General features: G+C 56.4%; 16 protein-coding genes. 14 read left to right on the top strand and 2 right to left on the bottom strand.

Annotated elements, in window-relative coordinates; genetic code table 11:
* The 12 genes from ACZM8Y_RS15860 to ACZM8Y_RS15805 form a co-directional block, all read left to right on the top strand.
* A partial coding sequence (locus tag ACZM8Y_RS15860; protein ID WP_489501885.1) for a type IV secretory system conjugative DNA transfer family protein occupies window positions 1-573 on the top strand: 573 nt, incomplete at its 5' end.
* On the top strand, window positions 570-1,745 hold the full coding sequence (locus ACZM8Y_RS15855) for a type IV pilus twitching motility protein PilT (RefSeq protein ID WP_489501884.1): 1,176 nt from the start codon (window positions 570-572) through the stop codon (window positions 1,743-1,745). The genes ACZM8Y_RS15860 and ACZM8Y_RS15855, both read left to right, overlap by 4 nt.
* Window positions 1,742-2,014: an IcmT/TraK family protein gene (gene icmT, locus ACZM8Y_RS15850; protein ID WP_077073087.1), complete on the top strand. Its 273-nt coding sequence runs from the start codon at window positions 1,742-1,744 to the stop codon at window positions 2,012-2,014. Before ACZM8Y_RS15855 ends, icmT begins: the two co-directional genes overlap by 4 nt.
* A gap of 25 nt (window positions 2,015-2,039) precedes the next feature.
* Entirely contained in the window at window positions 2,040-2,255 is a 216-nt protein-coding gene (locus ACZM8Y_RS15845; RefSeq protein WP_178643680.1) for a hypothetical protein, read from the top strand.
* A complete protein-coding gene (locus ACZM8Y_RS15840) occupies window positions 2,252-3,676 on the top strand; it encodes a zincin-like metallopeptidase domain-containing protein (RefSeq protein WP_489501883.1) in 1,425 nt (474 codons plus the stop codon). The genes ACZM8Y_RS15845 and ACZM8Y_RS15840 overlap by 4 nt, the downstream gene beginning before the upstream one ends.
* A 3-nt stretch (window positions 3,677-3,679) precedes the next feature.
* Window positions 3,680-5,809 carry a DNA topoisomerase 3 gene (locus ACZM8Y_RS15835; protein WP_489501882.1) on the top strand — a complete coding sequence of 710 codons (2,130 nt, stop codon included), beginning with the start codon at window positions 3,680-3,682 and terminating at the stop codon, window positions 5,807-5,809.
* A complete protein-coding gene (locus ACZM8Y_RS15830; RefSeq protein WP_072337191.1) occupies window positions 5,806-6,222 on the top strand; it encodes a hypothetical protein in 417 nt (138 codons plus the stop codon). Before ACZM8Y_RS15835 ends, ACZM8Y_RS15830 begins: the two co-directional genes overlap by 4 nt.
* Window positions 6,219-6,731 (top strand): lytic transglycosylase domain-containing protein, encoded by a 513-nt coding sequence (locus ACZM8Y_RS15825; protein ID WP_489501881.1) that lies wholly within the window; start codon window positions 6,219-6,221, stop codon window positions 6,729-6,731. Before ACZM8Y_RS15830 ends, ACZM8Y_RS15825 begins: the two co-directional genes overlap by 4 nt.
* Entirely contained in the window at window positions 6,728-8,047 is a 1,320-nt protein-coding gene (locus tag ACZM8Y_RS15820; RefSeq protein ID WP_489501880.1) for a secretion/conjugation apparatus DotM-related subunit, read from the top strand. The genes ACZM8Y_RS15825 and ACZM8Y_RS15820 overlap by 4 nt, the downstream gene beginning before the upstream one ends.
* Before the next feature lie 7 nt (window positions 8,048-8,054).
* Window positions 8,055-9,344 (top strand): type IV secretory system conjugative DNA transfer family protein, encoded by a 1,290-nt coding sequence (locus ACZM8Y_RS15815; RefSeq protein ID WP_483218056.1) that lies wholly within the window; start codon window positions 8,055-8,057, stop codon window positions 9,342-9,344.
* Window positions 9,345-9,388: 44 nt separating this feature from the next.
* Complete coding sequence (locus tag ACZM8Y_RS15810) at window positions 9,389-10,606, top strand: tyrosine-type recombinase/integrase (protein WP_483218057.1); 1,218 nt, start codon at window positions 9,389-9,391, stop codon at window positions 10,604-10,606.
* Window positions 10,607-10,623: 17 nt separating this feature from the next.
* Window positions 10,624-10,851 carry a helix-turn-helix transcriptional regulator gene (locus tag ACZM8Y_RS15805; RefSeq protein ID WP_483218058.1) on the top strand — a complete coding sequence of 76 codons (228 nt, stop codon included), beginning with the start codon at window positions 10,624-10,626 and terminating at the stop codon, window positions 10,849-10,851.
* 98 nt (window positions 10,852-10,949) lie between these two features.
* Here the strand turns inward: ACZM8Y_RS15805 and ACZM8Y_RS15800 are convergent, their stop codons facing one another.
* Window positions 10,950-11,267 carry a hypothetical protein gene (locus tag ACZM8Y_RS15800; protein WP_483218059.1) on the bottom strand — a complete coding sequence of 106 codons (318 nt, stop codon included), beginning with the start codon at window positions 11,265-11,267 and terminating at the stop codon, window positions 10,950-10,952.
* Window positions 11,268-11,716: 449 nt separating this feature from the next.
* Here ACZM8Y_RS15800 and ACZM8Y_RS15795 point away from each other — a divergent pair, with 449 nt between their 5' ends.
* Together ACZM8Y_RS15795 and ACZM8Y_RS15790 are read left to right on the top strand one after the other, a co-directional pair.
* Window positions 11,717-12,040: a plasmid mobilization protein gene (locus ACZM8Y_RS15795; RefSeq protein ID WP_483218060.1), complete on the top strand. Its 324-nt coding sequence runs from the start codon at window positions 11,717-11,719 to the stop codon at window positions 12,038-12,040.
* On the top strand, window positions 12,037-13,659 hold the full coding sequence (locus ACZM8Y_RS15790) for a relaxase/mobilization nuclease domain-containing protein (protein ID WP_483218061.1): 1,623 nt from the start codon (window positions 12,037-12,039) through the stop codon (window positions 13,657-13,659). The genes ACZM8Y_RS15795 and ACZM8Y_RS15790 overlap by 4 nt, the downstream gene beginning before the upstream one ends.
* Before the next feature lie 34 nt (window positions 13,660-13,693).
* Here ACZM8Y_RS15790 and ACZM8Y_RS15785 read toward each other — a convergent pair whose 3' ends face one another.
* On the bottom strand, window positions 13,694-13,822 hold the full coding sequence (locus tag ACZM8Y_RS15785) for a hypothetical protein (protein ID WP_483218062.1): 129 nt from the start codon (window positions 13,820-13,822) through the stop codon (window positions 13,694-13,696).
* Window positions 13,823-14,101: the final 279 nt, after the last annotated feature.

The raw sequence follows: 14,101 nt of genomic DNA, 5'->3' as shown, positions 1-14,101 counted from the left end.
GAGTTCAGTACCATCATGGATGCCGCCTTCAACTTCACGCCGCTTGTTCTGACGCAGGGGGAAGCCCTCATCATGCCGCCGCTTCTGGCACGGGCCGGAGCCTCCATGCGGATTGAAGAGCCGGGAACCGCGACAGCAGCAAAAGCGACTTATGAAATGCTTGAACCGGCACAGTATATCGCGGTTGTTCCTCACTGGCGAACCTTTCTGATGATGGACGATTTTCCCGAACCGGAAAAACCGAACCCCGCCGTTCTGCCCAAAAACAGCGAAGAGCAGGCCATCTGGCGACGCGCCGTGCGTGATGCATGGACGCAGGGGCTGAAAGAGGCGGATCAGCTTTACGCGGACAACGTGGCGCGGATGGTACGGAGCTATCGCGGAGCTATGCTGTATCATCTGCTCACGGCCCAGCATCTTCTGAGCCGCATCAGCACCGCCTCTTCCGACCTGGGAATGCACACCACGGACAACGGAAACAAGCTGAACATCGGCCAGCGCGTTTATCGGATTACCGCGCCGTCATCCTTCACGGTCGCCCCGTCTCCTTCCGTAAAAAAGGGGAGAAAATGACCATGACGAATCCCGGCTGGTATCCTCGTGAACCGCGTATCCGCTGGGACTATGCGGGCATCAACGACCTGCTGCTCTGGGGAACCCGTTGCGGCATGTCCGACCTGTGCCTGCGTTCCGCGCTTCCGGCATGGATGCGCCTCAACGGAACATGGCGGATGGTCACGCAGCGGGCCATTACGACCGATGAACTTCTGTCCGCACTGGAACGCCTGACCCGGAACAATTCCGTGGCCGCGCTCATCAAGTCCGGCCAGTCGGACTATGACTTTGCCCATGAAATCGAGGAAAGCCGAGGTGTGCGCCGCCGCTATCGCGGCAATGCCACCCCGGTGGCCGACGGCTATTCCACCGGCGTCAAAATCGTGTTCCGTGCCATTCCTTCCATGCCCCCGGCCCTGGAAGACCTGCATGTGGAACAGGAAATTCTGGACCATGCCATGCCGTCAAACGGTCTGGTTCTGGTCACTGGCGTCATGGGAAGCGGAAAAAGTACGCTGCTCGCCGCCATTCTTCGACGCATCATTGAAAAGGGCGGGCGCAACGTCAGCACCTATGAATCCCCCATAGAATTCGACTTTGACGCCATACCGAACCCCGGAGGCCCGGTATCGCAAAGCACCATTCCCGAACATCTGAGGTCGTTTCTTACGGCCACGCGCAACTCAACGCGCACGGCGCCGGACGTGGTGCTCATCGGGGAAAGCCGTGATCCCGATACGCTCCGGGGCATGATAGAAAGCGCGGAAATAGGCGTTGCCGCCTATTCCACGGTGCATACGCGCTCCGTGCCGGAAACTCTTTCCCGCATCATCAACGTCTTTCCCATTGCGGAAAGGCTGCAAATCACGGCGACGCTCATTTCCAGTCTCAGGCTCATCATTTCCCAACGTCTCGTCCCGTTGCCGGACAACAGCGGACGTACGGCGCTGCGCGAATATCTGGCCTTCACGCCCGAAATCCGGGAAACCCTGCTGAACACGCCCCTGGAACGTCTGATTCCGCAGGCCGAAGAACTGCTTTCCTCCTCCGGCCAGCGCATACAGGATGCCGCCGAACTCGCCTATGCCGGAGGCCACATAGGCAGGGACATCTATCAGGCCATTCTGGCGGAGCGCAAGGCAAGGCAAAACAGTCCGTCCCACGCACTCGCTCTGGAGGAAACCTCATGAACGGTGAAGTTCTCTGGCGGGATACCGGTCTCACGCCGAAAATTTTCATTCTGGATGCCCGTGCCATCTTTCCCCTGGCGCTGTGGCTGTTCCACTGGTCCTGGTGGACGGCAGCCATTGCCTGCCTGGGCATTGTGGCCCTGTTCTTTGTTCAACGCTCCGGCATGTCGCCTCTTGCCTGTCTCAGAGCGATACGCACGGCGTTCATGGGCAGACGCCGGGAGACCAGATACACCGAAACCCTCTGGCGCAAACGATGCCGCTGGTAATTCAACAACCCGAAAGGAGTTCGACATGAAAGACGTTCCGCGCAACAGTTTCGGCCTCTTTGATTCCCCTGTCCGTTGCCGGGAAAAGGAGCGCGTATCCCTTACGCCCCGGCATATTGAACGACAGCTCGACGCCGGGGCCTTCCTGATGAGCAGGGATGACGCCGTTCTGGCGGGCTTTCTCAATCCGCACGACGAACAGGATTCCGTCATCGTGGAACTAAGGGAGGAAAACGCATGAGTGAGCAGCCGCGCGAAAGAAAAAACCGCTTTCAGATAAGCCGCGAAGTCCAGGAAGAGTTCGTCAACGGCATCGCTGAAACCATGCTTTCCCTGGCGGAAAAAGCCGGGGACTGGCAACGGGGCTGGACCTCCGACACTCCTGTGGGAATGCCGTTCTGTCCCGTGACCGGCAGAGAGTACAGCGGGGCGAACCTGGTTCGGCTGCTGCTGACAACCATTGTCAGGGGATACGCCGATGACCGGTGGATGACCTTCAACCAGCTTCAGAGCTTTCAGAACGCCCACCCCGAACTGCAAATGAACATCCGCAAGGGCGAACGAGGCGTCAAGGTGCTGCGACCGGAGGAAGTCGCCTACATTGTGGAAGAAAATGGAGCCTGGAAATTCCTGACCAGGGAAGAACTCCGGCGCATCGAGGAAATGAAGGACCGGGGGCAGGACGTTCCCGACGTTCAGCGCAAAACGCTTTTCTATCCTTTCACGGTCTTCAATGCCGCCCAGATTGAGGGATTCCCCGCCAAGGAACGTCCCGCCCATGCCATGACGCAGATTGAACGGCATGAGATGGTGGAACGCTTCATCGCCAGCTCCGGCGTTCACGTCAGGCACTACGGCGGCGATCCCTGCTTCAACATGGAAAAAAACGAGGTAGCCCTGCCGTATCCCGAACGGTTCAGCGGTACGGATGAATATTACGCCGCCAAACTGCACGAGTTCTTCCATGCCACCGGGCACGAAACGCGGGAAAACCGTCAGCTGAAAAATACGCAGACCATAAAGAGCTACGCCTTTGAAGAAATGCGCGCGGAAATGTTTTCCATGCTGGCCGGCGCGCATCTTGCGCTGCCCATGCCGGAAACGAATTCCGCCGCCTATATCGCCAACTGGAATCAGAAATTTTCCGGCGGCGATGTCAAAGCCGTGTTTCAGGCGGCTTCGGAAGCGGCAAAGATACTGACGGTGCTGCATCAGTTTGAATCCGATGAACAGCCTGCGGCAAGGTGGTTTCCCAGACGGGAAGCATGGCCGGAACTGGTGGAACTTCAGAAGCAGCGCGACGCGGCCTGCGGCGTTTCCTTCCATGCCGAAGAAACTTCCGGCTCGCAGGTCTTCGAGCGCCTTTCCCGAAACAGCGCCTTCTCCGAACCGCTGTCTTTCACCGAGGCAGCCGTTGCCTTCAAGAACACGGACAACCCGGTCACAAAAACACGCCTCATCCTTCAGAACCCGGACTTCCTCAATCTGGCCCTCAAGCAGGACCCTGACTCCGTGATGGAGCTTGCCGCGCTTTTCGACAAGATGGCCCACGTTCTCCACATGGAAATGGACGACAAACTCCGCTCGGCTCCGGGCGCTCTGGAACATAACGCTCCCTTACTGGAACAGCAGGCTGCCTCGGCGCAGCGCATGAGGATATAACGCATGAGACTTTTCATCGCTGAAAAACCGAATCTTGGAAAAGCCATTGCCAGAGGACTTGGCGGGGGACGCACGGAACAGGGCTGTATCCGGTGCGGAGACAACATCGTCACCTGGTGCTTCGGCCACCTTCTTGAACCCGCCTATCCTGAAGCCTACTGCCCGGAATATGCCCAATGGCGACGCGAACATCTGCCCATCATTCCTTCCTCATGGAAATATGTGGTCAAGCGCACGTCGAAAGCACAGCTCGACACCATCGGCAAACTGCTGCGCGACGCCGCCTCCGTCGTCCATGCGGGCGACCCTGACCGGGAAGGTCAGCTTCTTGTTGATGAAGTGCTGGAACATTTCCGCTATCGCGGCCCTGTCTTCCGTATCTGGCTGCCTTCCCTGGATGACCGCTCCGTCAGCATCGCTCTCGGCAACATCACGGACAACGCCGCCAATGCGCCTTTGCGGGACGCCGCCCGCGCCAGAATGATGGCCGACTGGCTGGTCGGCATAAACGCCACCCGCGCCCTGACCATCACAGGCAGAGAAAACGGACGCACGGAAGTGCTTTCCCTCGGCAGAGTCCAGACGCCCACGCTGGCGTTGGTTGTGGCCCGCGACAGGGAGATCGCCCATTTCAAGCCCTCGGATTATTTTGTGCTGCGGGCAAGCATCATCCACCCCCACGGAGAATGTTCCGTCACCTTCGTGCCTTCCGACTCGCAGGACGGACTGGACAGCTCCGGGCGTCTTGTGGACCTTGCTCAGGTTGCCGCCGTTCTGGAATCGGTCAACGGCAAGGAAGGAACGGTTCTGGAATCTCTGCGGGAAAAGAAAACCAGACCCGCCCCCTTGCCTCATTGCCTCTCTTCCCTGCAAAAATCCGCTTCCGCCAGACTCGGCATGTCGGCCAAGCGCGTCCTGGATGTCGCCCAGAGCCTTTATGAAAAGAAACTCACCACCTACCCCAGGACAGACTGCCGCTATCTGCCGGAAGAGCAGCATGGCGAAGCCGCATCCATTCTAAGCCGCCTTGCCGGAGTCTCCGGCCTGGAGCAGCTTGCGGGCAAGGCGGATTCCCGCCTGAAAAGCACGGTCTGGAACACGAAAAAGATTACCGCCCACCACGCCATCATTCCCACCGGGGAACCTGCGGAAAGCCTTGCCGGGGAAGAACGCGCCCTTTTTCTGCTGATCGCCACGGCCTACTGTCTGCAATTTCATCCGCCCATGCGCTATGAAGACCAGAAAATCGCCGTTGCTCTCGGAGATACCCGATGGGAAACCTCAGGGCGGCGACTGCTGGAGGCCGGATGGACGGCGCTTTCCAGGGATGACGATGATTCCGATGAACAGGAGCAGGAACTTCTGCCGCTCATGGAACAGGGCGACGCCGTGCGCTGCCGTAACGCGGAAAGCGTGCGGAAAAAGACTTCTCCTCCCTCACGATTCAGCGAGGGGAGCCTGATTGACGCCATGGCCCACGTCCATCTTCTGGTCAAGGACGGTCAGGCGAAAGCCACGCTCAAGGAAAGCAAGGGCCTCGGAACCGAAGCCACCCGCGCCAATATCATTGAGACGCTGAAAGAACGCGGCTATCTCGTCGCCGAGAAAAAATCCATCGTATCCACGCCGCTGGGGCAGGAAATCATCGACCTGACGCCGCCCGCTCTGAAAGACCCCATCACCACCGCCGCATGGGAAGACCAGCTTGAAGCCATCGCCCAGGGCAAGGGCAGTCTGGACGCCTTTCTCTCGGAACAAAAACGTCTTCTGCCGACGCTGCTGGCTCCGATTCTGGAACGCAAAGCCAGCCCCGCCCATGTCTGCCCCGACTGCGGGGCCGCTCTTCAGCGCCGTAAAAGAAAAAAGGACGGCTCATGGTTCTGGAGCTGCTCGGCCTATCCCGACTGCAAGACCATACTTCCCGATGACAACGGCAAACCGGGAAGTCCCAGACCGAAACCTACGCTTTCGGAACACGCCTGCAAAGCCTGCGGCAAGCCTCTCGTCCTGCGCAGCAGCGCCAAAGGGAAGTTCTACGGCTGTTCCGATTATCCCCGCTGCAAGCAGATATATCCGGTCGGAGAAAACGGGGCCCCCGTTTTTGAAGGCCGGAAAGGGAGGAAGGAACAATGAGGACTGCGCTTCTCCTTATCCTTTGTCTGGCACAGGCTTTTCCCTGTTTTGCGGCTTCCTGTCAGGATATGCGGGATGCCGTCGGCTCGGCCATGCAGCAGCGCAACGGACGGGTATCCGACACGCACAACACCATGATTCCCGACCCTGAATCCGAACGGGATGCGCTGTCCGGCTGTCTCGGCTCCATCAATGCTCTCGGCGACGCTTTCAGCCTTGGCGTGACGTTGCCGGGCATGGACCAGATCGTCGCGGGAATGTGCCATCAGGTTGACTCCCTCATTCAGCAGAAAATCAACGATGCTCACAATCAGGTCCTCAACTCCATAAACGGCATCGGCGGCAACAATCCGTTCAAGGTGTACGGCACGGGCGGAGACTATGTGGTGAAGCTCAAGGAGAAATTGAAATGAGAGCGCTCTGCCTGTTTCTGAGCATCCTTTGTCTGTCTCCCGGCATGGCCTTCTCCGCCGAGCGGGCCAGAGTCGTCGTTCCGATGACACGTCCTCTGACCACGGGCTGTGTTCTGGATGCCGCCCGTGCGAGCGGAATGCCTCCGGCCGCGCTTTTCGGTCTGCTCGCCACGGAGGGAGGAAGCATGGGCGAAGCTCTGAGCAACACCAACGGCACCTGGGACCTGGGCTGTTTTCAAATCAATACCGTTCACGTCAATGAACTGGCCGCCATGGGCATAGCCCCGGAAACCCTGCTTCGGGACGGCTGCGTCAACGCCTATGCGGCGGCATGGCTGCTTCGCAAGGAGTATGAACGGACCGGCGATCTCTGGCTGGCCATAGGCGCGTATCATTCCAGAACGCCCCATCGCAGGGATGCCTATATCAGAAAGGTCAGAACGAACCTGGAAGAACTGCGTCGCCGGGGTATCTCCAGCCTCTCTTCCCTTCAGGAGGCACAGCCGTGAGTCAGCTCCGCGACGAAAAGGACGACATGCTTTTTCTGTGGTTTGCGCTTCTGGTGCTGATTTTTGTCGTCATCCCGGCTCTGTACGCAGCGCATAAGGGAAGCGTCAACGCGCCTCTGGTCTGGCTGGCAAGTATCCAGCTCAAAGTCTTTGCGCCTTTTTCAGAAGAAGTACGGACCATCCTTGAGCGTCTCACCGAGGTGGAACCCGCCGCGCTGACCTGGGAACAGGTGCGGGGATTGCTGCGCTATGCCGGGTCATGGATGCGATGGCCGCTCGCGCTGCTTCTGCTTTTGTGCGGCTGCACCGCCATTTTCATAGGTCGGGTGGGAAGGCTCGTCCGGCATTTCAGCACGAAAAGCCTGCTGAAAAACAACGCGGAATCCTTCCCCTGTCTCAGACCGGTCGTTGGTCGCGGCAAGTACCTGCTTTCGCCCAAATCCTACGATTCCGGCTTATGGCGCATTGCCCGAACTCCCGTTCAATTCGCGCTGGAACAGGAACTTCTGCTCAATGAAAACGGTGAAGCCTTCACTCCGGAACAGGCTCTGCATAACGGGCTGGCGGATACGGAGCTTCCCGCATGGGGCAATGCCAGGCTGGATGAAGACAAAGCTCTCGCCGCCTTTCAGGCCCAGCTCGGCAAACCATTCGAGAACTATACGGCCATGACTGCCTGCCGTCGTGCGCTGGCCGCCGCATTCCTGGCCTATGCGGACGGCGACAAAAAAGGCTGCGTTGCCTTACTGGATGCCGTCTCATCCTCCTATCGGGAAAAACGCGACAGGGCGACATGCCCCGTTCTGGAACAAAAAAACTTCCATCTGAATCTGAACCGCATCTGGGAAAGGCATCAGTCCGTTCTTTCCGAAAAATCCCTCCGTATCCACGCGGCATTCGAGCTTCCGTGGTTCATGGCGCTGCTGTGCCGGGCAAGGAAAAAAGGCGTTCTGGCCAGTTCCCAGTTCCTGTGGCTTCGCCCGTTGGACAGGCCGCTCTGGTACGCGCTCAACCAATGCGGGGGAAGAACCGCGTGGGTGGAAAGCCTGGCTCCCTGGGCGCACTACAAGGCAGAAGAACAGGCGGGGCAGGCCCTGACCGAGCCTCACGTTGCTCTCGCCGTCACGAGTCTCAAGGATTCCTTGTCCGCCCAGGGCTGGCTGACGGACATTTTCATTCCGCCCATGTTCGAGCAGTCCTTTACGCCTGCCGTGGAGCAGGCGGAACCTGTGTCGGATATGGTGTACGCTGCGGCAGAAAACGACCCGGAATACGATGCCAACGACGACCCTTCCCTGGCGGAAGAACACTATTGAGGTGCGTATGGAACGAAAAATCAGAGGTCTTGAAGACCACGAAACGCAGGAACGGAAACGGCTCTTCCGGGATGTGCGCTCCCCGCTGCAACGCCTGGGAGACACGCTCAGGCTCGGCCATGTGCAAACCGGCGGCATCTTTGCGGCGGGGGTGTGTCTTTTTCTTTTTCCCTCGCTCTCCATGCCGTTCTTTATCGCCGGGCTTGCTCTGTTTGCCGCCCGCTGCGTCTATGTCGAAGACGAAAGGCTGCCTTTCCGAATGCCGCTCGGTCTCTCCGGCACGGATAAAGGCGATCCTCTGCCCGGCAGACGCGGCTACGCCAGACCGGAGGGCATCTTCTTCCTGGGAAACAGGGTACAGGACCAGAAAGAACTCTGGCTGAAGGCCAAGGACATTCTTACCCACTGCCTGCTTTTCGGCACCACCGGTTCCGGCAAGACGGAAACCCTCGTTTCCCTTTCATACAATGCTCTGGCTACGGGAAGCGGGCTGTTCTACATCGACCCGAAAGCAAGTCCGAAACTCGCCGTACAGATATGGCAGATGGCCCGCTTTCTGGGACGGGACGACGACTTCCGCGTGCTGAACTACGGCACTTCCGGCAAAGTCAAAGGAAAAACTCCGCGCCGTCTTTCCAACACCAACAATCCCTTCACCTTCGGCAGTGCGGAAGCCCTGACGCAGCTTCTTGTTTCCCTCATGCCCGCGTCCGACGGGGCGAACAGCATCTTTGCCGACAAGGCGCAGGCGTTGATTTCCGGCGTCATGTACGCCCTGGTGGACCTGCGCGACAAAGGGCTGCTCAAGCTCTCCACCAGCGTCATCCGTGAATCGCTGGCGCTTGAAAAATGTGTCGCCCTCGCGCTGCGGGCGGAGCTTGATGAAGAGTCCCGCGCCTCCATCCATGCGGCTCTCGGCACCTGCGGCTGGATTGCCGGACGGGAAATGAAAGACCAGCCCCAGTCCTTTGCGGAGCAGTTCGGCTATGCCCAGAGCTACTTCGGAAAGGCCCTTTCCAGCCTGACGGACACCTATTCCCACATCTACGGGGCTGAAGACGGAGAAGTCGATTTTGCAGACGCCATCATGCAACGGTGTATTGAAGTCCAGTCACATCCCTATAAGCTCATAACTTATTGTTTTTACATATTTATTGTTGTCCAAAGAAGGCCAGAAGAAACACAATTGACCGCTTGCATCCTGCTTTTTTGTAGGTATATAAGAGGGTATCCATTCATGGAATGCCCTCACACGGCCAGAAACCAACCCTGTGAAATGACAGGAATAATCCAATAAAAACAGGGTAGAATACCGACAAGACCCCGTAAGGAGGTTCACACATGCTCACCGATACCTACATCAAGAGCCTGAAACCCGCGGAAAAAGCCAAAAAATATGCCGATGGAGGCGGCCTGTTCCTCTATATACCGACCAGCGGCAGCAAATTATGGCGTATGGCATACCGCTTCAACAAAAAAAGCAAGCTGCTCAGTTTCGGGGAATATCCGACCGTCTCCCTGAAAAAGGCACGCGAAAAGCGTGATGAAGCTAAAAAACTTCTTGCGGACGGCATTGACCCCGGACAGCATAAAAAGGCGGTAAAAGCGGCAAGAGAAGCCGAGGAAGCCAATTCCTTCAAGAATATCGCCCTTGAATGGCAGGAAACCCAGACCGTCCATATCTTGCCTGCGGGCAGAACCCATCTGCTCCATTGTCTCGAACGTCATATCTTTCCCCATATCGGTTCCATGCCGATAACCAAAATTGAGGCGGCGGACATTCTGGCGTTCATAAAGCCCATTGAAAAACAAGACAGATTGAACCATGCCCATCTGCTCATCCAGATATGCGGGCGTGTTTTCCGCTATGCCATTGCCACCTCAAGAGCCAAGCATGACATAACCGCAGACCTCAGAGGGGCAATCCGTACCAAGAGGCCAAAACACCATCCGGCGATTCTGGACAAGAACAAAATCGGCAAGCTCCTTTTGGAATTTGACGAGCATCCCGGCTATTATCCCGTAACCTGCGCCCTGCGTCTCATGCCTCATGTCTTTGTGCGGGAAAAGGAACTTATTTGGGCGGAATGGTCGGAGGTTGACCTGGAGCGGGCGGAATGGCGCATTCCAGCGGAAAGAATGAAAAAGCGTGAAATGCACATTGTTCCCCTTTCCTGGCAGGCAGTGGAAATTTTACGGGAACTGCACCAATTTTCCGGCAATGGCCGCTATCTATTTCCTTCCGCCCGGCTCAAGGACAAGGCCATCCAGAAATCGACCATGCTGTCGGCGCTTCGGCGCAAGGGGTACGAAAAAGACGAAATGTGCGTCCACGGTTTCCGCTCTATGGCTTCAACCCTTTTGAATGAAATGGGCTTCAACAGCGACTGGATAGAACGACAGCTTTCCCATGACCATAGAGATGCCGTCAGAGCCGCATACAATCATGCCCAGTATCTGCCGGAGCGCCGAAAAATGTTGCAGGCATGGTCTGATTTTTTGGACGAATTGAAGGAAAAGGCGAGAAGCGGGCAATCTGCTTCTGAGGCAAACACATAACAAGCAAAGGAAAAACAATGTCCTCAATGTTGACCGAAACAACCTTCCTGCGGCTGCCGCAGGTTTTGGCTATCATTCCCATCAGTAAAAGCGCATGGTGGCAGGGGTGTAAAGACGGACGTTTCCCCAAACCGATAAAACTTGGGCCGCGTACTTCGGCATGGCGTTCGTCTGACATTGCCGCCCTTGTCGAGCAGCTTTCCCTGCAATCTATTCAGGAGGAAAAAGCCGAGGCACGGAAATAACATGAATAGCCCATCTGCCCCATTTCCAAAAGGCGGCGCGACCAAGACATAACCTTGGCCGCGCCGCTTCTTTTCATGTCATATTACGTTGTGTTTCCTCATTCCCCGATGCTGTTGCCCTTATCGGTCGGCGGAGCGTCTTCTTCGACACCATCCCGCTCCTTTACCGATTCCAAACCGAATGCCTTGTCAAACAAAGCCTTCAACCTGGTGAGCGGAACCGATACCCCAACATCCGCGAGTAAGTCCCGTATGTCCCGCAACGTGTAGCCCTGCCGCATGGCCTTTTTGATGTCGTTGACCAGAAATTCCGCGACTTCCGCGCGTGTCTTTCCCGCCTCTTTCACCGGGAGGCTTCGGAGTTTTTTCCGGGCGGCCTCTATCTGTTCCATTGTGTAGCGTCGAGCCGTTGCCATAAGCATCACCTACCTCGTCATATTTCTTCTCGCTTACCATACTGAAGACTTTATTTACAACCAAACTTCATGGACGATAATGCACTGTAAAATTTTTCTGTAATATACAATAAACAAGTATGGACAAATATTTTTTATCATATCCAAATTCACAGCCCGTTTTTATTTTTAAACTCAGTGTTCAAAGAAAAATAATACTGTCTTTTTGCTTTTTTCTCTGGCCTTCAAGGTGATTTTTCATCTATGCTTACGCCAAAAGCAGAAGCCCAACGCGGACAATACTTCCCCAGAAGCAATGCAAGGCAGTCCCAAAGACCGTCGGGTGTTCTTCTTTACAGGATGGTAGCTGTCTGACGACAGCCAGCATCCTGCCAAAGGCTGCGCCTCTGGACTCCCTCAGAGCGTTCGGCGCTTCGCTTCTCACGCTCTCAAAAAGGCAGGAAAGGCAGATGGAAAAACGGAAGGCGACAAGCGGATTTCAGAGACGGCGGACGCTCAGGCTCACCGCCGGAGAAGACGAAAGACTGACCCGACAGGCCGCGACGGCCGGAATCTCGGTTTCCGAATACATGCGGCGGCTGTTCTTCGGCGGCAGGCCCATCATCGCCAGAACGGACGACCAGACCATCCGGGAACTGCGGCGGCTTGGGGGCCTGCTCAAGCATCATTGCGAGGTGGTGAAGCGGACGGGAAGCGCGGGCTCTCTCGCGGAACTGGACGCCGCTCTGAGGGTAATCCGGAAAGCCATCGAAACACTGAGCGAAAAGCAATGATCGTCAAAAAGCTCAAGCGTACCAGTTTCAAAAAGTCCAAGGCCGTCATGATAGGCGGTCTGGTGGACTACATCCTTGCTTCTCACGATGAAGAGGGCCGGGACAAACTCGCGTTCGCCGGAAGCAGGAATTTTTTGACCACGACCGTCGCCGCCCAGAAAAAGGAAATGATTTCTCTTGCCGAGGAATCCATCCAGAGCCGGATGCCGGTCACGCACTGGATTCTGTCATGGCAGGAAAACGAGCAGCCCACCCGCGAACAGGTGGACGAGGCGGTCAGTTTTTTTCTCCGAGGAATGGGACTGGCCGAACATCAAACTTTCTATGCCCTGCATAAAAATACGGGCAATTATCACCTTCATATTGCGGTGAACCGGACGCATCCCTACACACAGAAAGTCATCCAGCCGCACCGGGGATTCGACATCAACGAGGCGCATAAAATAGTGGCGGAAATCGAACACCGGCAGGGCTGGGCACCGCAGATAAATGCCCGCTATCGCGTCAATGAACAGGGCTATGTGGTCAAAAATCTCCGGCATCGGACACAGGTAAAGCCCAAACCGAAAGCGGAAGACTTTGAAAACGCCACGGGCGAAAAATCCGCGCAGCGCATCGCACAGGAACGAGGCCATGCCATCATCCAGAGCGCCTCATGCTGGGAAGAGCTTCATGCCGGACTGGATGCCGTCGGCCTGCGTTTCGTGCGCAAGGGTTCGGGCGCTGTCATTTTTGTTGGAGACACGGCGGTCAAGGCATCCAGCGTGGACAGAAATTTCGGCCTGTCCAAACTGTGCAAAAAACTCGGAGAGTTCAAACCCGGCTTCTATTCTGAGCGGACATTCCATAAGCCCGCCCCGGAACCGGTCAGCCATGTATGCCGGGAGGAGTGGCGGGAGTATCAGAAGGAGCGGCAAAAGCTGGCCGAAGAGAATCGTTACGCCAGAAAGAAACGGGAGGAAAAACGGTACGAACTGGAACAGCGGCAACGGGAACGCCGTGAGACGGCTACAACCCGTCTTGCTTCGCACGGGTTTTCCCTGCTGAATATCGCTCGGCATTTCCTGAAAGAACAGGAACGGGAAGAAAAAGCGGCGTTGCGGGACAGGCAGGTTCAGTCGGAACAGACGCAACGGCTCCCGCGCTTCAAGTATTGGCTGGGCAGGCGTGATGCGTATCGCGCCAATCTCTGGCGTTTCCGCAAACGGATCGCTCCCGGCATAGAGGTCAGGCAACGCGAGTTCCCCAGAGTCGGCACACAGGCTTCACCGTATATGGCTTATCGGGAAATGGTCAAAAAGCGGTTTCCTGAAAAAATGGATGACTCGCGGCTGGATGCGGCCATTGCCCTGTATATGCGCTGTGCCGGATACACAGTGCAGGAGGTAGCCAACGAGCTGTACAGACACAGCCCCGCCCGCCCCAAAGGTCAGAATCGTGATGAACGGATAGACTACGGGCACAGGGTGGTCTGGTATGCCTTCGGCACGGCGGGAGATATTGATGTTGCTAATACACATCCTGCACTGGAACAAATTCGGAACTACGTCAGAGAGGTCGAGCAAATTAAAAAAGAGAATCTACAGACCAGATACCGTCAAACTCTACACATGAAATAGTTAATAAATAAGAGAATGTCCGGCATACACCTTGCTATACCAGTTTTTTCCAAAGGATACAGGCAAAAGCAAGGTAAAGTAGTCCCATAAAATTGACGAGGTAACAACAGTAGCGAGTGCGTAAGCTCCGAAAACCCTTCAGCCAGGCAAATGTCCGTTCCACTACCCAGCGGCGGACTGGATTCCTCCGGCCTTCACGGACTTCTTCCCCCCGGCTGCGGATATGTTCCTCAAATCCGTTAACATAAACTTCCTCGGGTGTGTCTGCAAACCCTCTTCACGAAAAGGGGGAAGTCAGGTTAGGTAAGGTTTTCATCGTGTTACGACAGGGAAATGTGCTACTATGACATCCCTGAAGACCTCTGGCTCAGGCTTGAGCCCATACTGCCAACAGAAGGTTCTCCTCGTGGAGGGAGACCGATTGGTGACGTCAGAAACTTTC

Source organism: Bilophila sp. (assembly GCF_057864385.1).
This window is presented reverse-complemented; position numbering and strand designations above follow the sequence as displayed.